Below are 25,213 nucleotides of genomic sequence, written 5' to 3'. Positions count from 1 at the left end.
TTGCCGTTACGCACCGCCCCGTCAGTAGCTGAACAGGAGGGACAGGTGATAGAAACAGAAGCCACTGGAGCACCTCAAAAACACCATCATACACTAAATCAGTAAGTTGGCAGCATCACCCTGCCGTATTTCTTCTTTCTGGGCGCTGATAATGCTTTCAGCCATCTTCCGCATTGCCGGTGATTTACCATAACGGAGTTCCGTTTCGGCCATGGCAATGGCTCCTTTATGATGTTCAATCATGCCCCTGGCAAATGCCCTGTCTGCATCCGGCTCCTGTACGGCCTTCATCATTCCTTCGTGCATATTATTCATGCCGTCCATATAGGCCTCAGAAGACGGTGACATTCCGGCATGGTTTCCGTGTACTGCCTGCGCAGCCGTTGCCGGAAACACGACTGCGAGCATCAGCAATAAAATCATGTTACGCGGTTTCATACTCTCTTCCTTTATCAGCGTTCAGATTAGCGGCTATTTTCAGGTGCCTGTCTTTACCGGAAGAGCAGCCAGGCAGGTTACTTACGCAACAGGCGCAGACCGTTTGCCACGACAAGCAGGCTTGCCCCCACATCCGCGAATACGGCCATCCACATGGTCCCCATACCGGCAATGGTCAGGGCCAGGAATACTGCCTTGATCCCAATAGCCATAACGATATTCTGAACCAGAATGTTATACGTCTGCCGGGAGAGTCGGACAAAAGCCGGAATTTTACGCAAATCGTCATCCATGAGGGCCACATCGGCAGTCTCGATGGCGGTATCCGTGCCCATTGCACCCATGGCAAAGCCGATATCGGCGCGGGCCAGCGCCGGTGCATCATTGATGCCGTCGCCTACCATGCCGGTCGTGCCCTGCGCCGTAAATGTTTCTACAGCACGCAGTTTATCTTCCGGCAGTTGATCCCCCCGCGCCTCATCAATGCCAACCTGACCGGCAATGGCCTGCGCCGTGTGCGCATTGTCTCCGGTCAGCATGAGCGTTTTGACACCCAGACTATGCAACTGACTTATCGCCTCGCGGCTGCTTTCCTTCACCGTATCAGCCACCGCAAACAGCCCAAGCACCTGATGAATGTCACAGAGCATGATGACCGTTTTACCCCCGGTCTCCAGTTCCGTTAGTGCAGCCCTGACCGCTTCCGGGCAGCGCACCGTTTCTTCAGCCAGCCTCAGATTGCCCAGACTGTAGGTTTGACCGTTGATGACGCCACGCACGCCGCGACCTGGCAGAGCCTCAAAGCTTTCCACTTCATAACGCTGAATGCAATCTGATGCCGCCGATACAGCCTGCGAAACCGGATGATCGGAGTAACCTGCCAGGCTCACAGCCAGCTTGCGCCCCTCGTCTTCTGCCACCCCGGTATAGATAATCGCATCCGTCTGTACCGGCTTACCGTGCGTCAGGGTGCCGGTCTTGTCTAGCGCCAGCCACTTCAGCTTTCGGCCCTCTTCAAGATAAACGCCGCCCTTGATCAATATCCCCCGGCGAGCTGCTGCCGTCAGGCCGCTGACAATGGTCACTGGCGTGGAAATGACGAGCGCACAAGGGCAGGCAATAACCAGCATCACCAGCGCCTTGTAAATCCACTCCTGCCAGCTTTCACCTGCAATCAGCGGCGGGAGAACGGCAACTGCGACGGCAATAGCAAACACCACAGGGGTATAAATTTGCGCAAAGCGATCAACAAAGCGCTGCGTAGGGGCTTTTGCCCCCTGCGCTTCCTCCACGGCATGAATGATACGCGCAAGCGTGGTATTTCCGGCAGCGGCCGTTACCCGGTACTCAAAGCCACCGGATCCGTTGACCGTCCCGGCGAAGACCGGGTCGCCTTCCCCTTTATCCACCGGCAGGCTTTCGCCGGTAATAGGTGCCTGATTAATGGCGGTCCTTCCCCGAACCACCGTGCCGTCGAGGGCGATACGCTCGCCCGGTTTTACCCTGACCACGCTGTTAAGGGATACAGACCTGGCCTCAGTTTCTTTCCAGGAGCCGTCCGGCTGCTGAACCGTAGCCGTTTCAGGCGTCAGTTTCATCAGAGAGCCGATGGCATTGCGGGCGCGATCAAGAGACTTTGCTTCAATCAGTTCCGCAATCGTGAACAGCACCATTACCATGGCGGCTTCAGGCCACTGTCCGAGCGCCAGCGCCCCGGTGACGGCAATACTCATCAGGGCGTTGATATTCAGGTTGCCGTTGCGAAGTGCAATCCAGCCTTTTTTGTATGTGGACAGGCCACAGGCCGCAACGGCAGCCAGAGCAAGAGCCGCTTCCAGCCATTCCGGCATACCCGTCCAGTGCATGGCTTCGGCGGCGATTGCCGCCACACCGGCCAGCGCCAGCGGCCACCAGGTTTTTTTCTTTTCCTCCGTGACCACGTGTCGGCCACTGCTGTCAGGGAGTTCAGGCTCAAAGCCCAGCGAACGAATGGCGGCCAGAACGGGCTCGAGCGCATCCGGTGCGTGAACCACCGTCAGTACGCGCTGCATAAGGTTAAAATCCAGTTCCTTCACGGCTGACATGCCGTCCAGCTTTTTACGGATCATGCCCTCTTCAACCGGGCAGTCCATCTGCATGATCCTGATACTGGTACGCACCCCGTCAGCGGTCACCTGCTGGGTCTGCAGCTCACCGAATGTGACAGGAGCAGGCGCGCAGCAGGAACCGCCGGTGCTTTCCGCCTCACGGCCTGAACAGCAGTTGCCTTCAGGCTGCATTGCTTTATCAATCGGTTCCGGGTCAAAACCCAGCGAGCGCACCGCCTGCAGAACCGGCCCCAGCGCCTGCGGCGTATGGGTCACGGTGAGCACCCTCTGCATCAGATTGAAGTCAAGATTGCTGACGGCAGGTAATTTTGCCAGTTTTTTGCGGAGCAGCGTCTCCTCCGTCGGGCAGTCCATCTGCATGATGCGCAGACGCGTCTGAACTTCATCGTTGCGGATATGCTCTGTAACCGGTTCGGATGGCTGACTCAGGCTGTCCGGTGAGCAGCAGCTCCCGGTGCTGCAACAGGCCGGTGTGGCTTCAGCCGTTTTTTGTAGCGTTTTACCGGATTCCTCTGCCGGGGCAGCAACATTTTTTTTAACGGACGCCTCTTCTCCGGTTGCGGCTGAACCACATTTTTTATTACTGCAGCAGTCACTCATGTCTTTATCCCGTTCATAACGTATACTGGCATTAAAGACCCTGATGTAACTACAGGGTCAAGATCAGATGAGAGGAATTATGAAAATTGGCGAACTGGCCCGACTGGCCGGATGTCCGGTAGAAACGGTGCGTTATTACGAGCGTGAGGGCCTGCTGCAGGCCGCGTTGCGGGATCAGACTAATAACTACCGCCATTATGATAGTGCGCATCTGGAAAGACTGATGTTTATCCGGCGCTGTCGGGCGCTGGATATGACCCATGAAGAAATCCGGGTGCTGCTGCAGGCGCGAAGCCAGCCTGACGCAGACTGCGGTAAGGTTAATGCCCTGATAAATGAACATCTGAACCACGTTCAGGCCCGTATTCGTGAACTGAATATGCTGGAAAAGCAACTGTTTGAGCTCCGGAGCCACTGCAATGCCAACCGGGCAACACGGGACTGCGGTATTCTGCGCGAACTGGAGCAGGCAGAAGAGCCTGAGGATATCGTGCCGGTTATCACTGCAGGTCATCTGGCCGGAAGCCACTCTTACTGATGCTGCTTTCTGCTGTAAGTAGAACGGTTCACTAAAGCAACAGGCCTTTTTTTGTGATGTTACTTCGTCATGCCCGGCCATTCAGGTTGCTGAAAGTATGCTGCCGTTAAAATCTGTGTGACATCGTTTAACCGCTATTCCCTCATTAAGCTGTACAGAAAAGCCTGTAAGCACGTCACAACATATATGAATTTATAAATATAAAATTGACCTTTCGTCTGCAGAAGACGAGACTTGTTGCTGTCCGCCACGAAGGAGAAATTATGCCGTCACTTCTGCCCCTGCAACTTTTTAAGAATCTTTCTGACGAAACCCGGCTCAGCCTGGTGCTGTTGTTGCGCGAAAAAGGGGAGCTCTGCGTCTGCGAGCTTGTATCTATCCTGAAAGAAACACAGCCAAAAATATCGCGGCACCTGGCCCTGCTCAGAGAGAGTGGACTGCTTATCGACAGGCGCGACGGCAAGTGGATCCATTACCGGTTATCGCCACACATGCCTGCGTGGGCAGCAGCGGTCATTGAGCAGGCATATCTGTGTCAGCGGGATGAAATTCTTCATCTCAGTCAACAGGCTGAGCGTGATAACGCAACCATCAACGGCAAAGCTGTCTGCATGTAAAAATTTTATCTAAACACATTCGATTAAACGCATATATTTACAGGGTACACTTAGCAGCCCGCTTTAACGGGCACGTATAATTAAGAAGGAGAGAGTATGTTTCTGGCGGGTGCGATTTTTATCCTGACCCTGATACTGGTGATCTGGCAGCCGAAAGGGCTCAGCATTGGCTGGAGTGCCGTTATCGGCGCCGCACTGGCGCTGCTGACCGGCGTGGTACACATCGGGGACATTCCTGTGGTCTGGCAGATTGTCTGGAACGCCACGGCCACGTTTATTGCGGTCATCATTATCAGCCTGCTGCTTGATGAGTCCGGCTTTTTTGAGTGGGCCGCGCTGCACGTTTCACGCTGGGGCGGCGGCAGGGGCCGGTTGCTGTTCACGTATATCGTTCTGCTGGGTGCGGCGGTAGCCGCCCTGTTCGCCAATGACGGGGCAGCGCTTATTCTGACGCCGATCGTTATCGCCATGCTGCTGGCGCTGGGCTTCAGCCCGGGCGCCACGCTGGCGTTTGTGATGGCGGCAGGCTTCATCGCCGACACCTCCAGCCTGCCGCTCATCGTGTCGAACCTGGTGAATATCGTCACGGCAGACTTCTTTAAACTGGGTTTCAGCGAGTATGCCTCGGTGATGGTGCCGGTGAATATCGCCTCAGTTGCAGCCACGCTGGTCATGCTGCACCTGTTTTTTCGCAGGGACATCCCGGCCACTTACGACCTGGCGAAACTGAAGGCGCCGCGTGAGGCCATCCGCGATGCGCGCACCTTCAGAACCGGCTGGATTGTTCTCATCCTGCTACTGGTCGGCTTTTTCGCTCTTGAACCGCTCGGCGTACCGGTCAGCCTGGTGGCAGCGGTGGCGGCGTGTATTCTCTGGCTGGTTGCCCGGAAAGGACACGTGATTGATACCGGCAAGGTGCTGAAAGGCGCGCCCTGGCAGATTGTTATCTTCTCGCTGGGCATGTATCTGGTGGTGTACGGTCTTCGTAACGCCGGCCTGACTGATTACCTTTCTGCCGCCCTGAACCGGTTTGCAGAGCATGGCGTCTGGGGCGCAACGCTCGGCACCGGTTTCCTGACGGCGGCGCTCTCTTCTGTCATGAACAACATGCCTACCGTGCTCGTTGGTGCGCTTTCGATTGACGGCAGCACCGCACAGGGCGTGGTGAAGGAGGCGATGATTTACGCCAACGTCATCGGCTGCGACCTCGGCCCGAAAATCACCCCCATCGGCAGCCTCGCTACCCTGCTGTGGCTGCACGTACTGGCGCAAAAAAACATTACTGTCAGCTGGAGCTACTACTTCCGCGTGGGCATCGTGATGACCCTGCCGGTACTTTTTGTGACGCTGGCCGCGCTGGCCCTGCGCCTGTCTGTTTAACCTTAACCCCGGTGTTGCGACTGTGCAGCGCCTTTACGGAGTACCGCTTATGACTGACATCACCATTTATCACAACCCGGCGTGCGGGACGTCCCGCAACACCCTGGCGCTTATCCGCAACAGCGGCACCGAACCCAAGGTTATTCTGTATCTGGAAACGCCACCGTCGCGCGACGAGCTGAAAAAACTGATTGCGGACATGGGCATCAGCGTGCGCGCTCTGCTGAGAAAAAATACGGAGCCGTATGAGCAGCTCGGGCTGGCAGAAGACCGGTTTAGCGATGACGAGCTACTGGAAGCCATGCTGGCTCATCCAATCCTTATTAATCGCCCGGTGGTGGTGACGCCGCTCGGAACGAAGCTCTGCCGCCCCTCTGAAGTAGTTCTGGATATACTGCCAGACCCGCAGCAGGGCGCGTTCACCAAAGAGGATGGCGAAGCAGTCATTGATGAGCACGGTCACCGCGTCAGCCACTGATTTTTCCCCAGGTGGCATATATAACGAGTGTGAAAAACAAAAGCCGGCATCTGCCGGCTTTTTTTATATGCTGCGTTGGTTGACCCGCTCTGAGAGCTGAGCGGCACTCTCTTTCCTTTCACTGTAGCGGTCGGTCAGGCAGTTGCTTCGCCCGCGCGTCAGCAGGGTGAACTTCATCAGTTCCTCCATGACGTCCACGATGCGGTCGTAATACGAAGAAGGCTTCATGCGGCCGTCCTCATCAAACTCGGCCCAGGCTTTCGCCACGGATGACTGGTTCGGGATAGTGATCATGCGCATCCAGCGCCCAAGAATGCGCATCTGATTTACGGCGTTGAAGGACTGTGAGCCGCCGCTGACCTGCATCACCGCAAGGGTTTTTCCCTGTGACGGCCGGACCGCACCGGACGTCAGCGGTATCCAGTCAATCTGCGTCTTCATGATGCCGGTCATGGCACCGTGACGCTCCGGCGAGCACCAGACCATGCCTTCTGACCAGAGTACCAGCTCGCGGAGCTCTGCAACCTTCGGGTGCGTCTCCGGGGCGTCATCCGGCAGCGGCAGGCCGGACGGATTGAATATTTTAACCTCCGCGCCCATGGCCGTCAGCAGCCGGGCGGCCTCCTCCGTGGCGAGACGGCTGTAAGAGCGCTCACGCAGCGAGCCGTAGAGCATCAGGATGCGGGGCGGGTGTGCCACCTCTGCTGCCTTCAGCTTTTCTTCCGTCAGCGGTGCATCCAGGAGCGTCGGATCGATATTGTCCAGGGCATCATTCACGTTATTCACAATGAGGTCTCTTCATGAGTCGTCACGGGTGACAGGCTGCAGCTGCCGCCTGCGCAGCATTCTTCTGTCAGAAAGGCCATCAGCTGCTCCAGCCGCGCATAGCAGGGTCTGCAGAACAGGGTGCGGCTCTGCCGCTCCTGGCTGACCAGCCCGGCGGACATCAGCGCAGAGATATGATGGCTGAGCGTGGAGGCCGGAATCTCGAGGCGCTTCTGCAGTTCACCGACCGGCAGGCCATCATGGCCCGCTTTAACCAGCTCGCGGTAGATGCCGAGGCGCGTCACATGCCCCAGCTCCCTGAGCGCCAGCGCGGCAGTCTGTAAATCCATAAGACCTCATCCATTACTATGTTTCCAGAATAATGGAAATATAGTCTTTCCGACCTTCAAAAAACAAGCGGAATATGTGAAGCAGGCCTTTTCAGAGGGTTACTGATGCAGTGCGTCTGCTCACAAGTATCTTCCGGTATAGAGAACTCCCGTGTTTCCCACTTGTCAGCTACCTCTGCATAAATAATACTGTATATAAATACAGTTAATATTCAGGGGGTTTTATGCACGTATTATTAGAAATACATCTCCGCCTCAACCTTACCGGTGCGGCAGAATGAAAAGGATGAATGTTGCGGCGGGCATGCGATATTTGCATACCGTATTAACCATGCAGCAGGGCAATGATGCCCCCTGTATCAGCCAGGGGTAGCCATCGCTATGTTTGGACTGGCCGACGTTAACTCTTTTTATGCAAGCTGTGAAACCCTGTTTCGCCCGGATCTGCGCGGTAAGGCTGTAGTGGTGCTCAGCAATAATGACGGCTGTGTCATTGCCCGTTCAGCCCGTGCAAAAGTACTGGGTATCAAAATGGGTGTACCGTGGTTTCAGATAAAAACGCAGGATTATCCCGAAAAGGTGTACATATTCAGTTCGAATTACGGGCTGTACCATAGCCTCAGCCAGAGGGTCATGACAGCTATAGAGGAAATGACACCCCGTGTTGAGCAGTACAGCGTTGACGAAATGTTCCTTGACCTGACAGGTATTGATGGCTGCGAAGACTTTGAACATTTTGGTCGCCGCTTGCGTGGACATGTTCTTGCCACAACTGGCCTGACAGTGGGTGTGGGCATGGGCCCTACCAAAACGCTCGCCAAATCTGCGCAGTGGGCCAGTAAGGAATGGAAGCAGTTCCGCGGCGTGCTGGCACTGACTTCAGGCAATCCAAAACGCACTGAGGCGTTGCTTTCCAGGCAACCGGTAGAAGAAATATGGGGCGTGGGCAGGCGAATCGGCAAACGCCTGAATCTGATGGGCATTGAAAATGCTTTGCAGCTCGCACGTACCCGCCCTGCACTCATTCGAAAGAACTTTAGCGTTGTTCTGGAAAGGACCGTGCGCGAGCTTAATGGCGAACCGTGCATCCCGCTTGAGGAGATACCGCCGGCGAAACAGCAGATTGTCGTGAGCCGCAGCTTCGGTGAACGTATTACCACTAAAACTGCCATGCAGCAGGCGCTGTGTCACTACGCCACCCGGGCCGCTGAAAAGCTCAGGGGAGAACGTCAGTTCTGCCGGCGGATAGGCATTTTTATCCGCACCTCCCCCCACGCCACAGGCGAAGTTTTCTATGGTAACAATGCCGGAGAGAAGCTCTCGTTTCCCACCCAGGACACCCGTGACATCATTGAAGTCGCGATGCGCTCGCTGGACCGTATCTGGCTGGAAGGTCGCCGGTATATGAAAGCGGGCATCATGCTTGATGAATTCACGCCAGAAGGGGTCAGCCAGTTGAATTTGTTTGATGATAACCAGCCCAGGGCTAACAGCGCGCAGCTGATGAAGGTACTGGATGGTATTAACCAGTCTGGCCTGGGTAATGTGTGGTTTGCAGGCCAGGGCGTAAGTACCGAATGGAAAATGAAGCGGGAAATGCTGAGCCCTTCATGGACCACGCGCTGGAGTGACATACCGGTGGCCCGACTCATCTAAACACTGCGGGGTAAAGGAATGCCGGTAAGGTAAAGTAAGGCGTCAGTGAAGCGTTATATTCAGGCAGAGCCACTGACGTCTGATAAATGAGTTCTTCTGCCAAAAGGCATACTGAAGAGCCGGTAAAAGGGCCTCCGGGCAGGCCCTTTCGAGTGTGAAATACGGTGAGGCTATTTTTTCAGCCATTTTTCCAGTTGTTCAATCTCAGCCTTCTGCGCTTTGATGACATCTTCAGCCATTTTCCTCATTTCAGGATCTTTGCCGTATTTCAGCTCTGTTTCGGCCATGGCTATCGCACCTTTATGGTGCTCAGCCATGCCTTTTGCAAAGGCCCTGTCTGGATCCTGCTCTTTCATAGCCTCCATCATGCCATGGTGCATATTTTGCATACCGGACATGTATTCTTTTGACGCAGGAGACATATTCATGTCCTGCATCATTTTCATGTCCGGCTTCTGTGCCATAGCCGCAACGGGTAGTAAAACCAGCAGGCTCATCAGGGCGGTACGTAATTTTTTCATGAATCATTCCTTCTAGGGTTAGAGGTTTTCAGTTCAGTTATACACCCGGGATCGTTCCACAAAACCCGGAGGTGAATCCTTGATTTGAAGCAATTCAGAATTATTACAGGCGTTAGCCCACAGGAAAGCGCACCTCAGCGCAAAATCATGCCGCCGGTACTTTTACCGTAAACGTAATGACGTCACCGTTCAGAAAAGCCTGCAGCACACCGTTGTGTGCCAGGACAATGGCTCGCGTAATGGAAAGGCCCAGTCCGGCGCCGTCAGTATTATGTTGCCGGGACGCGTCTCCCCGGTAAAAGCGATCAAAAAGCCTCCCCAGATTTTCCTGCGTGATAGCTTCCGTACGGTTAGAGATATGGATAAATGCCACGCCGCCCTGCTGTTCCGCCCGGATAAGTATCGTCGCGCGGTCTGAAGAATATTTTATGGCGTTGGTTATCAGGTTGCTCAGCGCCCGTCGCAGCATCAGACGATCGCCCTCAAGACTGGCATCCCCTTTCAGCACCACGGTTTTGCTGTTTTCTGCGGCCAGTGGCTCAAAGAACTCAATGAGCTCCTCTATTTCTGCCCTTGCGGACAGTGATTCTTTTTCCAGCGCCAGCAGTCCGTTTTCAGATTTCGCCAGAAAAAGCATGTCACTGCTCATTCTGGCAAGCCTGCCCAGTTCCTCAAGATTTGAGAAAAGCACTTCCCGGTAGCTGGCGGCGTCACGATCCCTGGAGAGGGCAACCTGCGTCTGCATCATCAGGTTACTGACGGGCGTGCGCAGCTCATGGGCTATGTCAGATGAAAACTCAGACAGGCGCCTGAAAGAACTTTCCAGTCTCTCCAGCATGCTGTTGAACTCGGCCACGGTAGGCATGAGTTCTGCAGGCAGGTGACGTGCTGGCAAACGCTCACCGAGGTTATCCACGGTTATGGCTGAAGCCAGACGGTTTATTTCATTCAGCGGCCTGAGTCCGATGCGGGTAGCAAGCCACCCCAGAAGGACGGAAAGGAAAATGAGTCCGCCATTAAACCATATCAGCGATTCCTTCAAATGACTGATAAACGCATCATGAAGGCCTGTGTCGTAGGCCGCTGTTATGAAAACATCATGATGTCTGCCAGCGATCTGGGTGCTGATTTTTTTCATAATAACGTTATAGCGCCAGTCATCCTCTTCCACGGTCTGGAGCATATCGGGCCTGATTGCTCCGGTAACAAACTGGCTGGCCGGCACAGGGAAATCAGGAGATGAATAACTGGCAAGGGTATGGTTGTTTGTGGTTCTTATCGACAGATACAGGCCGCTGTGGCCGACCATGGCGTCGGCAAGCTTGCGGGCAAGACCGCCGGTATCAGGCGTTCCGGTTCGGACTTCGCCCTCCAGCAATTCAGTTGCCAGCTCAAGCTTACCGTTCAGCAGAGTAAAGTCCTGACTGCGGAAGTAGCTGCTGAGCGCCGCAACCAGCAGAATGCTGGTAAGCAGCCAGACAGACATCATGACACAGGAAAAAACCAGGCTCAGCCTGGAGGTCAGAGAAAGGGTCCGCTTCATTCGTCACGCATCTCAAGTACGTAGCCAATGCCGCGTACGGTGTGTATCAGCTTTGGGCTGAAGCCATCGTCAACCTTGCTGCGAAGCCGGCGGACGGCCACGTCAATCACGTTCGTGTCGCTTTCAAAATTAATATTCCATACCAGTGAAGAGATCAGATTTCGTGGCAGAACTTCGCCCTGTCGCTGAAGCAGCAGCTCCAGCAGAACAAACTCTTTTGTGGAAAGATGAATTTTTTTGCCGGAGCGGCTGACGGTCCGGCGGGAAATGTCCATTACCAGATCGGCGATTTCTGACGTGCCGGATGACACAGAGCGGTTACGCCTGAGCTGAGTCCTTATGCGTGCCAGCAGCTCGGCAAAGTCAAATGGTTTGAGCAGATAATCATCAGCCCCCAGATCAAGTCCTTTGATCTTTTCGCTGACGTTGTCCCTTGCAGTCAGAAATAAAACGGGCTCCTCGTGGCGGGCCATTCTCATCTGACGCAGGATGTCCCAGCCGTCAAGCGAGGGCAGCATAACGTCAAGAATAATGAGGTCATAGCGCTGCTGCAGGATATGCGCCAGCCCCTGACGGCCGTCACTGACCAGCGTAACGTCATACCCGGCTTCCTGAAGGCCCTGCTTCAGGTATGTACCGGTTTTGATTTCGTCTTCGACTATCAGGAGAGTGGTCATAATATAAGGGTCCTGCTGCTGAGTAACGTTATGCCACGCCGTTTCCAGGCGACAGCGTGCCAAGCCAGGCAACCGTTGCCAGAATCAGTATGGATACGCTGAATTCTGTGATAATACTTTTGCGCATCAGCACTATACCTTTCTTATAGTGGCCCTGACTGAGTGCCTTTTCCAGCGCAGGAGTCAGACGGAAGCGGTTAGCGGCTGCCAGCAGTAACATGATGGCAAACAGAACTGTTTTCGTCAGCATCAGCAGCCCGTAGTCGGTCCCTGGCAGAGAACTTACAGGATTTTCTACGGTGAAGAAAAAATTAATCACGGCGGTAATGACAAGGCTCACGACAATTATGGTGCCGGCCCGTGAGAATCCTGTCAGAGCCTCTGCAAGCTGCCGGGCGTGTCCGGCCATTTGCGCCTTTTTGATACACAGCAGGATGGCAAAAGCCGTCAGTGCTCCCACCCACGCACCGGCTGCCGACAGGTGAACGATGTCACTCAGCAGATGCAGATAGTAGCTCATACCGTCGTTCATGGCCGCATGGCCGCCCCATGCCAGGGTGGCCAGCGCTGTGCCTCCGGACAGCGTGAGAACGTAACGCGACAGAACGGCATTGCGCAGGCGCAGGCCCAGTCCGATGAAGGCCAGGACGAGTGCGGCAAGCCGGATAACCCAGCTGAGGCCGACCGCAGTCTCACCTATAACCATCTCTATGATATGGAGCGTGATTTCACCTGCGTCGGTCACGCCACTCATCGCCTGCGCAACCAACAGCATATTCGCCAGCGACAGAACAATACCGGCGGAAATCAGAATAAAGAAGAACGACCAGACGCTGAATAAAGACACCGATTTTTTAAGCGCCCCCTTTACGGCATACAGTTCAAATAAAGGCAGCCCAAACAGAACCATAAGGTCAAGGTAAAGGAAAAAGCGGATGACAATAAAAGTCTGATCGTTCATGGCATCATTTCACGCTAAAGCTGACGTTACCGGTGCGCGGGTGTGTATCGGAAGACACCGCACGCCACTCCACCTTGTATGTGCCAGGCACCAGAGGTTTGGCTGGCGTGATCACCATGGTTTTCGGATCGCCACCGGCGGCCACTTTTGCCGCAACCGCCATCGGGGCATGAGAGGACATGCCGGGCATAGCGGTCATGACGAGACGTGCACCAGAAAATTTTGTGACCAGATTTTCAGTAAAGTGCAGCTCCACTTTTGAAGGCGCTGCCACCTGCGCTTTATCAGCAGGGACAGAAGAAGCCAGTTCCGGATGCGCCTGCGCGGCAAAAGCAGCAACAGAGGCGGCAACAGCGATGACGTAGCCAGCATAATTACGTTTCATATTCATACCTGTCTTGTTTGTTAGAATTAACTGCATCAGAACCACACGCGGGCACCGAGAAGAAAGCGCACTTCGTTGTCTTTCTCTCCTTCACGGGTCGCCATATCGGCCGTGTTGCCATAAAGCTGGCTCCACGATACGCCCACATAAGGCGCAAACTCCCGCTTCACTTCGTAACGAAGGCGCAGGGAAAGCTCGGTACTGGACAGCCCTTTCCCGGTTTCACGCACCTCATCATCCTTTCCGTAAAAATTGGCTTCAAAAGACGGCTGCAGGATGAGCCGGTTGGTCAGCAGCACGTCATACTCTGCTTCAAACCGGAGCGCGGTACGTCCCTGCTCACCGGCAAACGCGGTGAGTTCAGTTTCGAGGTTATACAGCGGCATGCCCTGAAAGCCGGCGGCGGCCCATGTCTGGGGCCTGCCAGGTTTAAAATCCTGTCGGGCGCCCGCAACCACGTCCCACCAGGGCGAGATAGCATGCCCCCACAGGGCCTGCACCTCTGCCGACTCGGTTTTTCCGTCGCTGGTCTCCCCTTCGCTGCGCAGCCAGAGGCGATCAACATCCCCGCCGGCCCAGCCGCTGACGTCCCAGCTGAATCCCCCGGCCTCATTATTTTTCTGCCACTCAAGCTGATCGGCCAGCAGATACCAGTTCACGTTGCTGTCATGCACCTTATGGCCGTGTACGTCCGGAAACGCAGCCCGACGGTCGGCGTCCGTCAGTACCGGAACAGGCGTTCTGCTTTCATCCGGAGCCGCAGGCTGCATAGACTCCATGCCTTCCATTCCTGACATAGGTTCCATATTGCCCATCGTGGAATGATCCATTCCCGACATGCCACTCATGTCATGCCCCTGCATGTTGTGTGCTGCTTCTGCACGGGCAGCCGGTGTGGCAGTGAGTGAGGTGGCGGTCACCACTGAAATGAACAGCAGCCCTGCTGCAGTCCGGACAAACTTATTTTTCATATTATTACGCTCAGAAACTGCCATCAGGATCGCCCTATTCATCAACACGGACCTCGCGGAACATGCCGGTTTCCATATGGAAAAGCAGATGGCAGTGGTAAGCCCAGCGGCCAAGCGCATCGGCCGTTACCCGGTAACTGCGGCGCGTGCCGGGCGGCATATCAATGGTATGTTTCCGGACCAGAAAGTTGCCTGCTTCATCCTCAAGGTCGCTCCACATACCGTGCAGATGAATGGGGTGGGTCATCATGGTGTCATTGACCAGAACAATGCGGACACGCTCGCCATACCGGAGCCTGACTGGCTCTGCATCGGAGAATTTGATGCCATTAAAGGACCAGGCAAATTTTTCCATATGCCCGGTAAGGTGTAATTCTATGGTGCGTGAGGGATCACGGCCGTCCGGATCTTCAAATGTACTTTTCAGATCGGCATACGTCAGAACCCTGCGGCCATTGTTGCGTAAACCAATACCCGGATCGCTGAGCTTCGGGGTGGGCATCATGGCCTGCATGTCAACCAGGGGATTGTTCGTTTCTGATGCCGGATGCTTCTGCATATCACCCATGCCGGCCATGCTGCCGTGGTCCATGCCGCCCATGCTGCTGTGATCCATGCCGGCCATACTGCCTGTCGGGGCGCTTTCCACGGCTGAACCGTCCATGCTCTGCATGTCACCGCCGTCCATACCCTGCATCTGACTGTGATCCATACCCTCCATGCTGCCATGATCCATTCCCCCCATGCCCATATCATCCATGGTGAGCCAGGGACGAGGATCGGTGGAAGGAACGGGGGCAGTCATGCCCTCACGAATGGCAAGCGTGCCCCGTGCATAGCCGCTTCTGTCCATGGACTGGGCAAAGATGGTGCAGGCATCCTGGTCGGGCTCCACAATAACATCGTAGGTTTCAGCCACGGCAATACGGAACTCATCCACGCTGACGGGGGTGACGTACTGGCCATCAGCAGCCACCACGGTCATCTTCACGCCGGGAATGCGCACATCGAAGTAGGTCATGGCAGAGCCGTTGATAAAGCGGAGGCGGATTTTTTCGCCTTTACGGAACAGCCCGGTCCAGTTTTTACCCGGGCCCTGACCGTTCATGAGATAGGTGTAAGTCGCACCGCTGACGTCTGCAAGGTCAGTCGGGTTCATCTTCATTTCCGCCCACATCTTCCGGTCGGCCAGGGTATTTCCCAGCCCCTTATCCCGGGCATCACGGAAAAAGTCCCCGATGGTGGGTTTGGCGAAATTGTAGTAGTCAGACTGTTTTTTCAGTTTTGCAAGAATGGTGGCGGCATTTTCATCTGACCAGTCAGTCAGCATTACCACATGCTCCCGGTCATACGTAAACGGCTCAGGCTCAGCAGCATCAATAATAATCGGGCCGTAAACGCCATCCTGCTCCTGAAGACCGGAATGGCTGTGATACCAATAGGTGCCATTCTGCTTCACGCGAAACGAATAAACGTAGGTATCACCGGATTCAATACCGTGAAAGCTGAGGCCGGGAACGCCATCCATGTTTGCCGGCAGAATAATGCCGTGCCAGTGAATGGATGTTGTCTCTTTTAGCCGGTTTTTAACCCGCAGCGTGACAGTATCACCTTCTTTCCAGCGTAGCAGTGGCCCTGGCAGGCTGGCGTTAATGGTTTTGGCATAGCGGATGTTACCGGTGATGTTAACTGGCGTTTCAGCGATGAACAGGTCGAAATCGTTACCGGTAAGCGTGCGTGGCTGTACCAGACTTACCGCCGAGAAAGCATCGAACGTCTTCATACCAAGACCGCCGACAACGCCGACTGCGGTGATCCTTTTGATAAAATTGCGTCGTGAACTTTTAAGCTGCATGACTGTGCTCCGGCAAAATGCAGGTCATCCCGGGAGAAAATTTCTCCGCGCCGGAAGCAGGCATAATGCAGTCCGGCCAGGAACTTTATTTTTGTTAACGGCAAACTATCACAGTTGAAATCCCGACTTGATTACATTTATGTCATGTTGGAACCTGCTGTTTTTAAATTACATTTTTGTCATTTTCGTTCGCTGTGTTTTTTTTCGGATACGATAAAAAGCACTGAGGCCGGTAATGTTCCGGTCCGGGATTAATTACAATTCCCATTCTTTAAACGTAAGGAAGTACGAATGAAAAAGATTATGCTTGTCGCCGCCGCGGCCCTTCTGTCTGTTTCAGCCGCTCAGGCACAGCAGGCTCCCATGACTATGCCCTGCTGCATGGACAAGAAAGCCCAGGCAGCCTCCATGAATGAGCATGAACTGGCGATACAGGCACATCAGAGCATGAATAACAGCAGTGCTGCTGCACATCAGAACGTGATTGAAACGCACCGCAAGATGATGCAGGTAGAGAATTAAGAGCAGATGACGGCCCGCTGTATGGGCTGCAAATACGGACAAAAATCACCCGGTTTATTGTCCGTTGTTACTGTTTTTTCCGGGATGTGTTGTGCGTACCCCTCATTACGCTGAGTTGTCTGGTAAATTTTCTTGAGGCTGTAATTAGCCGGCCCGTCTGACTGTGGCGGGCTTCTTTTTTTAAATCTTTTTTCACCCTGATCCTGCCACTGACTGTCTGCATACAGCGCTTTTGCTGAAATCCACATTTTGTTCCATGCTTATCACTTCTTTGCACTTACCGATGAGGAGAGGAAAAGATGTCTGAACAATATCGCAATTGCATTGAGGCCTGTTATATCTGTGCCGCAACCTGTGACTACTGCGCAACGTCCTGTCTGAAGGAAGAAAATCTGGAGATGATGCGCGAATGTATCCGGACGGACATGCAGTGCGCCAGCATCTGCCGCCTGGCCGCTGAGTTCATGACTATGGACAGTGAATTCGCTGCTCAAATTTGTAAAGTTTGCGCTGAGGTGTGCCAGAAATGTGGTGATGAATGTGCAAAACATGAGCATGAGCACTGCAAGAAATGTGCTGAGGCCTGTTACCGCTGTGCTGAAGAATGCCGGAAAATGGCAGCGTGACAGCAAACGGAAGCTGCCCAGGCGCAGCTTCTGCAAAGTACCGACTGCCTCACTCCCGGCCGGTGATTTGTTGGTACATTCACCTGGCGGCAGGGTGGCAAACAATCACCGCTCTTTTTCAGACTGCCCGCCATACAGCCAGAAGAGAAATGCCGTGTCCCTGTTCAGGCTTTTTTAAACTGACATCCCCCTGTATTAAATATCACAAAACTCCGGGCATGTTTTTGCAGCCGGTCGGTACATATGCCCTCTGACTTATCCGCAAAACATAGAGGATAAGCTTTGTGTAATTAATGTACATATGTGTAGTGTAGGTTTAAGTCTTGTGTTGAATTTCTATTCCACATAAACCACTCAATGAGTACGCGGGTGATGTCCTGCATCGAGGAGATGGTGCCGCGTCTGGAGGTATATTCGGTTGACGAAGGGTTCTGTGACTGCACGGGTATGGAAATGGCTATGCCGTACGAGGACTTTGGCCGCATGATCCGGTCGCACGTCAGGGCCTGCACAGGCCTGACCGTCGGCGTCGGACTTGGTCCAACGAAGACCCTGGCGAAGTCGGCACAGTGGGCCGGAAAGGAATGGCCCCAGTTTGGCGGGGTGCTGGCGCTCACGCCGGGGAATCCGAGGCGGACCGAAACGCTGCTATCGCGACAGCCCGTGGGTGAACTCTGGGGCGTAGGTTCCCGGCTTGAAAAACGCCTGCAGCTGCTCGGCGTGACAACGGCGCTTGACCTGGCACGCACCTCCCCTTCTTTCATCCGCAAGAATTTCGGTGTGGTACTGGAGCGAACGGTACGCGAGCTTAACGGCGAATCCTGCATCCCGATGGAGGATGCCCCGCCGCCAAAGCAGCAGATAGTCGTGAGCCGCAGCTTCGGCGAGCGCATAATGGAATATGACGCGATGCGTCAGTCCGTCTGTGCGTATGCCGAACGCGTGGCGGAGAAGCTGCGGGAGGACCGCCAGTTCTGCCATCACATTTCCGTTTTTATCCGCACCTCGCCTTTCGACACCGGGTATCCAGGTTACGGCAACACGGCGTTCGTGAAGCTGCGCGTGGGTACGCAAGACACGCGTAACATTATCGAGGCTGCAGTAAAGTCCATGGACGCCATCTGGCGCCCGGATTTTCGTTATGCTAAAGCTGGCATCATGCTGAGTGAACTCAAGCCGAACGGCGTGGCGCAGCTGAACCTTTTTGATGATGAGGTGCAGCGTGCCGGCAGTGAGGCCCTGATGAGTCTGTTGGATACAATGAACAAGTCTGGGCGTTACAGTATTGGCTTTGCAGGTAAAGGCATCGATCCTGACTGGAAAATGAAGCGCGAGATGCTTAGTAAGGCGTGGACAACAAACTGGAAAGAATTGCCTGTCGCTAAAGTGCGCTGACCTGGATATTCACAGGTCATCTGTAAACAGCAACCTTTTAAACTCATTTGCGTTTATGAGTTTTTACTCATTTGAGTGAAAGAGTAAACTCAGGAAAAGATGATCTGTTGGTACTAAACTTTGCTTACTCATAAACTCATATGAGTAAATACTTGCAGGAAAAAATTTTCTTTTGTACTAAGTCGTACTTGGGTTTAACCAGCTCAAAAGGTCACAGAAACTGAGCAGACCGTTCCGGTAAGAAAAAAGTCAGAACACATTGCCTCATTTGAGTAAATGAGTATTTCCACGTCCTGTTTACTCTTTTACACTTTTACTCAATACAAGACTATGTACTTGTAGCAAGTATTCCCAGTACCGCCGAGTTCAGACAAGGATTACTCCAAGACTCACTTTCATCTTTACACAATTACTCATATGAGTTTTTATGTTAATGAGTAAAACTTACGTTTGGTTGCAGTGGTCATGATTGTTAAGAGTATAAATAACCATGACCCTACGAAACACACATTCACTCAAATGAGTAATCACTCATTTTCACGTAGCCATTCGTCAACCAGTTCATTAATAACATCAGTGATGCTGGTTCCACGCTTAGCACAAGCAACCTTGAAGCGGGCATGCTTATTTTCGCTGAAATTCACGTTCACGCGTTTCTGCTTCTCTGACGGAGCCTTCACCTCAGGAGCCTGAACAATTTTCTCCAAATCACGATGCGCGCCGAACGTCATCATTGATGACGAATGTTTTTTCTCAAGTGCCATAAATCCTCCTCAAATGAGTATATGGGTTTTTACTCAAAAACTGACAATATTTCTTTAGTCAGGATTTGGATTTCTCCCTGAGCAGCTCTGTCAGTGGTATTAAACACACTTTCTCCTTCAAGAACCGATCTTACATAGCTCTGGCGCTGAGTGATTGAGGTTTTAAACGCTTTGATTCCCGTCTGAGCAATACTGCTCTTTAAAACACTAAGCATTGTCGCCTGTTCAATCTTTCGGGTGATCAGGAATCGAGCTTCGACAGGGCGGTTATATGCCTGAGCCTCAAGGACGGTCACCACAGAACCTGCCGCTGAGAAATCGAGCGGACTGGGTGTCACAGGAATAATGATGAGATCACTCACCATCACGGCTGCAGAAGTGATGACAGAGAGCGAGCCTGCACCATCAATTATAACGTAGTCATAATCGCCGAGTTCTTTACGAACTTGATAGACATCCTTTTCAGATGAGGCGGTATAAACATCAAATCCGGCCTTACCGGCGCTGTTCCAGTTTGTAAGACTCATTTGTGGGTCAGTATCAACCACCGCGACTTTTTTACCACTGCTGGCAATGGAGGAACTGACGTTAATTGTTGCAGTGGTTTTGCCAGAGCCACCTTTAGGATTCAGAAACGAAATGATCTTCATGCTTAAAGTCTCATTTACTCATTTGAGTGATAGTGTAAAGGAGTAAACCATAAATGAGTAAAAAAGTAAAAATTCAAAAACACATAAATTCATATACTCAAACGAGTAAAAACACATATCCTTAACTCTTTGTTTTTAATGAACGTGGAATTGAGTGCTGTTTACAATAAAGCCAAGAATTCGTCATTACCAAGGCAGGGGAGGGGGGCGAAATCCTGTCTAAGCCACTTCACTTCTGAATTTGTTAACCTCAATCATCTGAATTTTCATGTATGAATAACGATGAGCTTGTCCACATTTATACTGTTTGTGCTTGCCGCTTTTATGCTGATTAAAACCTGAGTAAAACGAGATCCGGACGTCTGGACGGAAAAAGAGGCGTGGCGAGGAGCAGCTCTCTTCATCAGCAACATGAGCGTAATGATGGTAGCGTTAAAACTCACGAAGAAGTAAAAGAAGAGAATACAGCCGAACGTCAGTTGGCCACATTCAGATGTAACGAGTTTCGCAAGCGCCCGCTGATGAACAAAAGAGAATTTTCAGTTTACTGCAGGCTGGCGACATTATTAATGTCAGTGGTCTGGATACAGGCTCTTGTCAGAAAAGGTCTGTTTCATACAGCCGTTTTACTACCGTGGTATCATATTTAGTGTCATTTTTAAGAGTCAGCACGGATGAAGAAAAAAAGCGGTACTCCTACGCCCCATGACGCCACTTTCAGGCAGTTTCTCACGCAGCCCGACATTGCCCGGGACTTTATGGAGCTACATCTCCCGGCAGAGCTGCGCGCGCTCTGCGACCTCAGCACCCTGAAGCTGGAGTCCGGCTCCTTCGTCGAGGATGACCTGCGGCAGTATTTCAGCGACGTCCTTTACAGCCTGAAGACCACCGCCGGGGACGGTTACGTACATGTACTCATCGAGCACCAGTCTTCCCCGGACCGGCATATGGCCTTTCGCCTGCTGCGCTACGCCGTGGCTGCCATGCAGCGCCACCTCGAGGCCGGTCATAAGAAGCTGCCGCTGGTGATACCCGTGCTGTTCTATAGCGGAAAACGCAGCCCGTATCCGTATTCTACCTGCTGGCTGGATGAGTTCGACAACCCGGAAGTGGCGGAAAGGCTGTATGGAAGCGCCTTTCCCCTGACAGACATCACCGTCATTCCGGACGATGACATCATGAACCATCGCAGCATGGCGGCGCTCACCCTGCTGCAGAAGCACATTCACCAGCGCGACATGGCCACGCTGACCGACCGGCTGGCCACGCTGCTGATGGCGAACTATCTTTCTTCACCCCAGGTAACGGCGCTGATACACTATTTACTGCAGGCGGGAGAGTCGGCCGATTCCGAAGCCTTTGTACGAGAGCTGGCACAGCGTGTGCCGCAACATGGAGACGCACTCATGACCATCGCACAGCAGCTGGAACAAAAAGGCATTGAGAAAGGGCGCATGGAAGGGCGCATGGAAGGTCGTAATGAAGGAGAGCGTGAAGCGACCCTGAAAATCGCGCGTACAATGCTGCAGAACGGCCTCGACCGTGACACCATTATGAAAATGACTGGCCTTTCTGCTGACGATCTGACTCAAATCCGGCATTAATCTGTTCAGCCGCCTCCTGGTGAAGTGGTTTACTGAATTTGGCCACCTGAACAGAGGTGATATGCTCACCTCAGAACATTACAGGTGCCTCAATGAAAAAAAGAAATTTCAGCGCAGAGTTTAAACGCGAATCCGCTCAGTTGGTCCTTGATCAGAACTACACCGTTGCAGCTGCGGCCAGTGCTATGGATGTGGGTCCTTCTACCATGACGCGATGGGTAAAGCAGTTGCGGGATGAACGACAGGGCAAAATACCTAAAGCCTCCCCTATAACCCCAGAACAGATTGAAATACGTGAGCTGAAGAAAAAGCTACAACGCATTGAAATGGAAAACGATATATTAAAAAAGGCTACCGCGCTCTTGATGTCGGACTCCCTGAACAGTTCTCGATAATCGGGAAACTCAGGGCGCGTTATCCTGTGACCACTCTCTGCCACGTGTTCGGGGTTCACCGCAGTAGCTACAGATACTGGAAAAACCGTCCTGAAAAACCAGACGGCAGACGGGCTGTATTACGCAGTCAGGTACTTGAGCTACATGGCATCAGCCACGGTTCGGCCGGAGCAAGAAGCATCGCCACAATGGCAACCCAGAGAGGCTACCAGATGGGGCGCTGGCTTGCTGGCAGGCTCATGAAAGAGCTGGGGCTGGTCAGTTGCCAGCAGCCGACTCACCGGTATAAGCGTGGCGGTCATGAGCACGTAGCTATCCCGAATCATCTTGAGCGACAGTTCGCTGTAACAGAGCCAAACCAGGTGTGGTGCGGTGATGTGACCTATATCTGGACAGGTAAGCGCTGGGCGTACCTCGCCGTTGTTCTCGACCTGTTCGCAAGAAAACCAGTGGGCTGGGCAATGTCGTTCTCACCGAACAGCAGACTCACCATTAAAGCGCTGGAAATGGCATGGGAAACGCGCGGCAAGCCCGCCGGAGTAATGTTCCACAGCGATCAGGGCAGTCATTATACAAGCAGACAGTTCCGGCAGTTACTGTGGCGTTGCCAAATCAGGCAGAGTATGAGCCGACGTGGAAACTGTTGGGACAACAGCCCGATGGAACGCTTCTTCCGGAGTCTGAAAAACGAGTGGGTGCCAGTGACAGGTTATATAAACTTTAGCGAAGCTGCTCATGCGATCACGGACTATATCGTCGGGTATTACAGCTCGCTAAGGCCGCATGGGTATAACGGTGGGTTACCCCCAAACGAATCGGAAAACCGATACTGGAAAAACTCTAACTCGGTGGCCAGTTTTTGTTGACCACTTCACAATGAGTTCGGTGAAGTACCGGCAGCATCTGGGGATCACAACATAACAGTCCAGGAAAACATCCGCATCTCCCAGGCGGACATTACTAGTTGAATATCAATGGTATACATGACTACTCAAAATCATTATTATGTTAAATAGCATATCCGCATATGCCCCGGACCGCACCTCGCCCGTAGCTACCGTCTTGAACGTCAAGCGGTAGCTACGTAGCTTCATCACACTATTTCTATTGCTGCCCTGCCCAAATCACTATCACTTTATCGTCGCCCTTTTCACGTACGAAACCGTAACCACCAGGAAGAGATAAGGTTGTTTGTCTTCCCATCCCGATAGCAGGATGGCGTGCACGAAACCGGCCGATTCTCTGCCAATGAGTAACGTTACTCGCAGCTTTCCCGCTGATATCCTGCCAGTTCATATCCGAACGCGTACCCTGTATTGGATCGGATCCGGTGGGACCGAATTGCCGCGACGATTCATCACCATAGAAAATTTGTACGGTACCCGGCGCAAGCAGCAATAGTTCTGCCGCTGTGCTGCCGCCTTCGCGGAACAGGCGGGTATCATGGGATGAGAGATAGCTCATCACATTAAAGCGTTGTAGCTTATCAGCCATCTGTTGCCAGGTGAGGTCGATATTCGCCATACAGTTGGCAGCTTTCGCCACCTCATCCTGATAATCGAAGTTGATCATCGCATCAAAACCGTGGCGGTAATACTCGCTCTCCATCACCCCATGGCCCCAGGATTCGCCAGTCATCCAGAATGGTGCATTATCGAGTGTTTTATCAGGATGGGCCTTTTTCCACTCTGCCAGCGCTGCGCTGGCTTGCGTTTTCAATTGCTGCCAGGCGTCCTGTTCAACATGTTTGGCGGTATCCACACGGAAGCCGTCGATACCGTAATCACGTACCCATTGACTCAGCCAGTGGGTCAGGTAGTCACGTGGTGTATAGCCAGGGATCTCTTTTGCTGCCGTGTCCGGTTTGAGGTGATAGAAGTTAGGCAGGCCTGAGGCTACCTTCGATTCGGTTTTCAGGTCTGGCAGGAAAGCCAGCGACATCGTCAGATCGTCATAACCGGGACTGTCATAGTCGCCAATATCGGTTCGGATCCACTTTTTACCCCACCATTTCTCCCAGCCTGCTTTATCGCTGAAGTTGATATAGTCGTTGAAACTGTGCCAGGTCTGGCCCTTACCTGGTATCCAGTCAGTCCAGAGCTCACCGAGTGTCTTTTTCAGTTCATCGCCTTTCAGATACAGGGCTCCAAACTGAAATTCCTGCATATCAGCAAGGGTGGCATATCCGGTATGATTCATCACCACATCGAACAAAATGCGGATCCCGCGTTTATGGGCCTCGTCTACCAGATGACGCAGATCGTCTTCGGTACCCATGTTAGCATCCAGCTTCGTCCAGTCCTGTGTGTAGTAGCCGTGATAGGCGTAGTGCGGGAAGTCTCCTTTGGTACCACCACCGATCCAGCCGTGAATTTGTTCCAGCGGCGAACTTAACCATAAGGCATTAACACCAAGCTGTTGCAGATAATCCAGTTTGCTGCTTAACCCCTGCAAGTCACCCCCGTGGAAGGTGGCTATTTCCTGCATACCATCCTTGTGACGGCCATAGCTATTATCATTGGCCGGGTTACCGTTAGCGAAGCGATCAGTCAGTACAAAATAGACGGTGGCATTGTGCCAGTTGAAGGGAGCGTCAGCGTCTGTGCTGGCCCGTTCGAGCAGCAATAAACCGTTGCTGCCGGGAGCAGGCTGCAGCGTGACTTTGCCGCCACTGACAGTAACGATGTTGCCGCTGTAAAAGTCACGCACCTTGCTACCTTCGGCGAAAGTTTTACTGACATCAATAGTCAGAGGTTTACCATCCCACTTAGGACACTGGCGTACAGATACCGCAGCAGAGCTGCTTGCTTTTTCTTCCAGCGAAATCATCATCGTCGGAGTGCCGGAACGGGTATCGATCACCAGGTTATACAGGCCATCCCGGTAAATGCGCCACTGTGGTGGCGGGCTGTGGCAGGGTTCCATCGAAAGCATCTGGTTGAGCCTGATTGGCCCTGTAGGTTGCCAGCATTGCTGATCAACATTAAGTTGCAGTGGACGGGTACCCTTTTCAATTACTTTTTGGCTGATAAAGCGACCAGGGCCTTCTTCGGTAAAGGCAGGGAAATCAGCGGTGGTCCAGGCGGCAAAGACCATCCCGGGGACCAACAACGACGCAAACACAGCGAGTTTCATTACGGGATCCTTCCTGTGTGGTTTTTTTAAGTGTGCCTCTCCGCTGGTCCTATGAACTCCTCCCGGGTGCAGTTTTCCTGGGAGGATGAAAAGGGGTGAGTAATAGTGATCAAAAACAAGCAAGCAGGATTACGCTCTGGGAAATATATACGTAAGCGTGGTAATGACTCCAACTTATTGATAGTGTTTTATGTTCAGATAATGCCCGATGACTTTGTCATGCAGCTCCACCGATTTTGAGAACGACAGCGACTTCCGTCCCAGCCTTGCCAGATGCTG

26 protein-coding genes and 1 pseudogene are annotated in these 25,213 nt (G+C 53.0%); 10 read left to right on the top strand and 17 right to left on the bottom strand.

The window, feature by feature from the left end; genetic code table 11:
- The 3 genes from MHZ89_RS22735 to MHZ89_RS22090 all read right to left on the bottom strand — a co-directional run.
- On the bottom strand, positions 1-65 hold a 65-nt coding region (locus MHZ89_RS22735; RefSeq protein WP_409373371.1), incomplete at its 3' end, for an IS1 family transposase.
- A gap of 28 nt (positions 66-93) precedes the next feature.
- A complete protein-coding gene (locus tag MHZ89_RS22095; RefSeq protein WP_311784619.1) occupies positions 94-438 on the bottom strand; it encodes a DUF305 domain-containing protein in 345 nt (114 codons plus the stop codon).
- A gap of 77 nt (positions 439-515) precedes the next feature.
- Complete coding sequence (locus MHZ89_RS22090; protein ID WP_409373372.1) at positions 516-2,906, bottom strand: heavy metal translocating P-type ATPase; 2,391 nt, start codon at positions 2,904-2,906, stop codon at positions 516-518.
- Positions 2,907-3,225: 319 nt separating this feature from the next.
- Here MHZ89_RS22090 and cadR point away from each other — a divergent pair, with 319 nt between their 5' ends.
- The 4 genes from cadR (at position 3,226) to arsC (ending at position 6,159) form a co-directional block, all read left to right on the top strand.
- Entirely contained in the window at positions 3,226-3,684 is a 459-nt protein-coding gene (cadR, locus tag MHZ89_RS22085) for a Cd(II)/Pb(II)-responsive transcriptional regulator (protein WP_233988976.1), read from the top strand.
- Positions 3,685-3,947: 263 nt separating this feature from the next.
- Positions 3,948-4,301 (top strand): metalloregulator ArsR/SmtB family transcription factor, encoded by a 354-nt coding sequence (locus tag MHZ89_RS22080; RefSeq protein WP_233988977.1) that lies wholly within the window; start codon positions 3,948-3,950, stop codon positions 4,299-4,301.
- Positions 4,302-4,397: 96 nt separating this feature from the next.
- Positions 4,398-5,681 (top strand): arsenic transporter, encoded by a 1,284-nt coding sequence (locus tag MHZ89_RS22075; protein WP_233988978.1) that lies wholly within the window; start codon positions 4,398-4,400, stop codon positions 5,679-5,681.
- A gap of 49 nt (positions 5,682-5,730) precedes the next feature.
- Positions 5,731-6,159, top strand: coding sequence for a glutaredoxin-dependent arsenate reductase (arsC, locus tag MHZ89_RS22070; RefSeq protein ID WP_233988979.1), 429 nt, complete (start codon positions 5,731-5,733; stop codon positions 6,157-6,159).
- A gap of 63 nt (positions 6,160-6,222) precedes the next feature.
- Here arsC and arsH read toward each other — a convergent pair whose 3' ends face one another.
- Both arsH and MHZ89_RS22060 read right to left on the bottom strand, forming a co-directional pair.
- The gene (arsH, locus tag MHZ89_RS22065) at positions 6,223-6,945 is read right to left on the bottom strand and encodes an arsenical resistance protein ArsH (protein WP_376751057.1); all 723 of its coding nucleotides are present in this window, start codon (positions 6,943-6,945) and stop codon (positions 6,223-6,225) included.
- Positions 6,942-7,274 (bottom strand): metalloregulator ArsR/SmtB family transcription factor, encoded by a 333-nt coding sequence (locus MHZ89_RS22060; RefSeq protein ID WP_311784617.1) that lies wholly within the window; start codon positions 7,272-7,274, stop codon positions 6,942-6,944. Before MHZ89_RS22060 ends, arsH begins: the two co-directional genes overlap by 4 nt.
- Positions 7,275-7,655: 381 nt before the next feature.
- Between MHZ89_RS22060 and umuC (MHZ89_RS22055) the strand changes: the two genes are divergently transcribed.
- Positions 7,656-8,930, top strand: a complete 1,275-nt coding sequence (gene umuC / locus MHZ89_RS22055) for a translesion error-prone DNA polymerase V subunit UmuC (RefSeq protein ID WP_311784616.1) — start codon at positions 7,656-7,658, stop codon at positions 8,928-8,930.
- 170 nt (positions 8,931-9,100) lie between these two features.
- Here umuC (MHZ89_RS22055) and MHZ89_RS22050 read toward each other — a convergent pair whose 3' ends face one another.
- The 7 genes from MHZ89_RS22050 to MHZ89_RS22020 all read right to left on the bottom strand — a co-directional run bounded on the left by MHZ89_RS22050 (position 9,101) and on the right by MHZ89_RS22020 (position 15,843).
- The gene (locus tag MHZ89_RS22050; RefSeq protein ID WP_376751058.1) at positions 9,101-9,427 is read right to left on the bottom strand and encodes a DUF305 domain-containing protein; all 327 of its coding nucleotides are present in this window, start codon (positions 9,425-9,427) and stop codon (positions 9,101-9,103) included.
- Positions 9,428-9,596: 169 nt separating this feature from the next.
- Positions 9,597-10,994 carry a heavy metal sensor histidine kinase gene (locus tag MHZ89_RS22045; RefSeq protein WP_311784614.1) on the bottom strand — a complete coding sequence of 466 codons (1,398 nt, stop codon included), beginning with the start codon at positions 10,992-10,994 and terminating at the stop codon, positions 9,597-9,599.
- Complete coding sequence (locus MHZ89_RS22040; protein WP_311784613.1) at positions 10,991-11,671, bottom strand: heavy metal response regulator transcription factor; 681 nt, start codon at positions 11,669-11,671, stop codon at positions 10,991-10,993. Before MHZ89_RS22040 ends, MHZ89_RS22045 begins: the two co-directional genes overlap by 4 nt.
- A 28-nt stretch (positions 11,672-11,699) precedes the next feature.
- Positions 11,700-12,632, bottom strand: a complete 933-nt coding sequence (gene copD / locus MHZ89_RS22035; protein WP_311784612.1) for a copper homeostasis membrane protein CopD — start codon at positions 12,630-12,632, stop codon at positions 11,700-11,702.
- Positions 12,633-12,636: 4 nt separating this feature from the next.
- Positions 12,637-13,017, bottom strand: coding sequence for a copper homeostasis periplasmic binding protein CopC (gene copC, locus MHZ89_RS22030; protein WP_103791066.1), 381 nt, complete (start codon positions 13,015-13,017; stop codon positions 12,637-12,639).
- A gap of 35 nt (positions 13,018-13,052) precedes the next feature.
- On the bottom strand, positions 13,053-13,988 hold the full coding sequence (locus MHZ89_RS22025) for a copper resistance protein B (RefSeq protein WP_376751059.1): 936 nt from the start codon (positions 13,986-13,988) through the stop codon (positions 13,053-13,055).
- A 34-nt stretch (positions 13,989-14,022) separates the two neighbouring features.
- Positions 14,023-15,843, bottom strand: a complete 1,821-nt coding sequence (locus MHZ89_RS22020; protein ID WP_311784611.1) for a copper resistance system multicopper oxidase — start codon at positions 15,841-15,843, stop codon at positions 14,023-14,025.
- Between the two features lie 291 nt (positions 15,844-16,134).
- Here MHZ89_RS22020 and MHZ89_RS22730 point away from each other — a divergent pair, with 291 nt between their 5' ends.
- A complete protein-coding gene (locus MHZ89_RS22730; RefSeq protein WP_376751056.1) occupies positions 16,135-16,365 on the top strand; it encodes a hypothetical protein in 231 nt (76 codons plus the stop codon).
- Here the strand turns inward: MHZ89_RS22730 and MHZ89_RS22010 are convergent.
- Positions 16,362-16,613 carry a hypothetical protein gene (locus MHZ89_RS22010; protein ID WP_311784610.1) on the bottom strand — a complete coding sequence of 84 codons (252 nt, stop codon included), beginning with the start codon at positions 16,611-16,613 and terminating at the stop codon, positions 16,362-16,364. The two genes, MHZ89_RS22730 and MHZ89_RS22010, sit on opposite strands and share 4 nt — an antisense overlap.
- A 51-nt stretch (positions 16,614-16,664) precedes the next feature.
- Here MHZ89_RS22010 and MHZ89_RS22005 point away from each other — a divergent pair, with 51 nt between their 5' ends.
- Both MHZ89_RS22005 and umuC (MHZ89_RS22000) read left to right on the top strand, forming a co-directional pair.
- The gene (locus MHZ89_RS22005) at positions 16,665-16,991 is read left to right on the top strand and encodes a four-helix bundle copper-binding protein (RefSeq protein WP_311784609.1); all 327 of its coding nucleotides are present in this window, start codon (positions 16,665-16,667) and stop codon (positions 16,989-16,991) included.
- Positions 16,992-17,330: 339 nt separating this feature from the next.
- Positions 17,331-18,386: pseudogene (umuC, locus tag MHZ89_RS22000) on the top strand (translesion error-prone DNA polymerase V subunit UmuC); the annotation flags it as partial.
- A gap of 527 nt (positions 18,387-18,913) precedes the next feature.
- Here umuC (MHZ89_RS22000) and MHZ89_RS21995 read toward each other — a convergent pair.
- Complete coding sequence (locus tag MHZ89_RS21995; protein WP_048785464.1) at positions 18,914-19,150, bottom strand: plasmid partition protein ParG; 237 nt, start codon at positions 19,148-19,150, stop codon at positions 18,914-18,916.
- Between the two features lie 29 nt (positions 19,151-19,179).
- Positions 19,180-19,800: a ParA family protein gene (locus MHZ89_RS21990; protein WP_048785467.1), complete on the bottom strand. Its 621-nt coding sequence runs from the start codon at positions 19,798-19,800 to the stop codon at positions 19,180-19,182.
- Between the two features lie 674 nt (positions 19,801-20,474).
- Between MHZ89_RS21990 and MHZ89_RS21985 the strand changes: the two genes are divergently transcribed.
- On the top strand, positions 20,475-21,404 hold the full coding sequence (locus tag MHZ89_RS21985) for an Rpn family recombination-promoting nuclease/putative transposase (RefSeq protein ID WP_311784608.1): 930 nt from the start codon (positions 20,475-20,477) through the stop codon (positions 21,402-21,404).
- 92 nt (positions 21,405-21,496) lie between these two features.
- A protein-coding gene (locus MHZ89_RS21980) for an IS3 family transposase (RefSeq protein ID WP_130835314.1) occupies positions 21,497-22,665 on the top strand; the annotation gives its coding sequence in 2 pieces (ribosomal slippage) (positions 21,497-21,746 and positions 21,746-22,665; 1,170 coding nt in all).
- Between the two features lie 238 nt (positions 22,666-22,903).
- Here MHZ89_RS21980 and MHZ89_RS21975 read toward each other — a convergent pair.
- On the bottom strand, positions 22,904-24,934 hold the full coding sequence (locus MHZ89_RS21975) for an alpha-amylase (RefSeq protein ID WP_048785050.1): 2,031 nt from the start codon (positions 24,932-24,934) through the stop codon (positions 22,904-22,906).
- A gap of 174 nt (positions 24,935-25,108) precedes the next feature.
- On the bottom strand, positions 25,109-25,213 hold a 105-nt coding region (locus MHZ89_RS21970; RefSeq protein WP_000300949.1), incomplete at its 5' end, for an IS1 family transposase.

Origin of the sequence: Pantoea sp. ACRSB, assembly GCF_022346905.1 — a bacterium.
Classification (GTDB): Bacteria; Pseudomonadota; Gammaproteobacteria; order Enterobacterales; family Enterobacteriaceae; genus Pantoea; species Pantoea piersonii.
Note: the sequence above shows the minus strand (reverse complement) of the source record. Positions and strands in the feature narration are given on the sequence as shown.

Bases quoted from the DNA above. Each gene is read 5' to 3' on its own strand.
- MHZ89_RS22005 (WP_311784609.1), top strand. From the start codon at position 16,665: ATGTCTGAACAATATCGCAATTGCATTGAGGCCTGTTATATCTGTGCC.
- MHZ89_RS21990 (WP_048785467.1), bottom strand. From the start codon at position 19,800: ATGAAGATCATTTCGTTTCTGAATCCTAAAGGTGGCTCTGGCAAAACC.
- MHZ89_RS22010 (WP_311784610.1), bottom strand. From the start codon at position 16,613: ATGTGGATTTCAGCAAAAGCGCTGTATGCAGACAGTCAGTGGCAGGAT.
- MHZ89_RS22045 (WP_311784614.1), bottom strand. From the start codon at position 10,994: ATGAAGCGGACCCTTTCTCTGACCTCCAGGCTGAGCCTGGTTTTTTCC.
- MHZ89_RS22050 (WP_376751058.1), bottom strand. From the start codon at position 9,427: ATGAGCCTGCTGGTTTTACTACCCGTTGCGGCTATGGCACAGAAGCCG.
- MHZ89_RS22040 (WP_311784613.1), bottom strand. From the start codon at position 11,671: ATGACCACTCTCCTGATAGTCGAAGACGAAATCAAAACCGGTACATAC.
- umuC (WP_311784616.1), top strand. From the start codon at position 7,656: ATGTTTGGACTGGCCGACGTTAACTCTTTTTATGCAAGCTGTGAAACC.
- MHZ89_RS22020 (WP_311784611.1), bottom strand. From the start codon at position 15,843: ATGCAGCTTAAAAGTTCACGACGCAATTTTATCAAAAGGATCACCGCA.
- MHZ89_RS22075 (WP_233988978.1), top strand. From the start codon at position 4,398: ATGTTTCTGGCGGGTGCGATTTTTATCCTGACCCTGATACTGGTGATC.
- copD (WP_311784612.1), bottom strand. From the start codon at position 12,632: ATGAACGATCAGACTTTTATTGTCATCCGCTTTTTCCTTTACCTTGAC.
- MHZ89_RS22090 (WP_409373372.1), bottom strand. From the start codon at position 2,906: ATGCAGATGGACTGCCCGACGGAGGAGACGCTGCTCCGCAAAAAACTG.
- arsC (WP_233988979.1), top strand. From the start codon at position 5,731: ATGACTGACATCACCATTTATCACAACCCGGCGTGCGGGACGTCCCGC.
- MHZ89_RS22060 (WP_311784617.1), bottom strand. From the start codon at position 7,274: ATGGATTTACAGACTGCCGCGCTGGCGCTCAGGGAGCTGGGGCATGTG.
- MHZ89_RS21975 (WP_048785050.1), bottom strand. From the start codon at position 24,934: ATGAAACTCGCTGTGTTTGCGTCGTTGTTGGTCCCCGGGATGGTCTTT.
- copC (WP_103791066.1), bottom strand. From the start codon at position 13,017: ATGAAACGTAATTATGCTGGCTACGTCATCGCTGTTGCCGCCTCTGTT.
- MHZ89_RS22025 (WP_376751059.1), bottom strand. From the start codon at position 13,988: ATGAAAAATAAGTTTGTCCGGACTGCAGCAGGGCTGCTGTTCATTTCA.
- cadR (WP_233988976.1), top strand. From the start codon at position 3,226: ATGAAAATTGGCGAACTGGCCCGACTGGCCGGATGTCCGGTAGAAACG.
- MHZ89_RS22095 (WP_311784619.1), bottom strand. From the start codon at position 438: ATGAAACCGCGTAACATGATTTTATTGCTGATGCTCGCAGTCGTGTTT.
- MHZ89_RS21995 (WP_048785464.1), bottom strand. From the start codon at position 19,150: ATGGCACTTGAGAAAAAACATTCGTCATCAATGATGACGTTCGGCGCG.
- MHZ89_RS22730 (WP_376751056.1), top strand. From the start codon at position 16,135: ATGAAAAAGATTATGCTTGTCGCCGCCGCGGCCCTTCTGTCTGTTTCA.
- MHZ89_RS21985 (WP_311784608.1), top strand. From the start codon at position 20,475: ATGAAGAAAAAAAGCGGTACTCCTACGCCCCATGACGCCACTTTCAGG.
- MHZ89_RS22080 (WP_233988977.1), top strand. From the start codon at position 3,948: ATGCCGTCACTTCTGCCCCTGCAACTTTTTAAGAATCTTTCTGACGAA.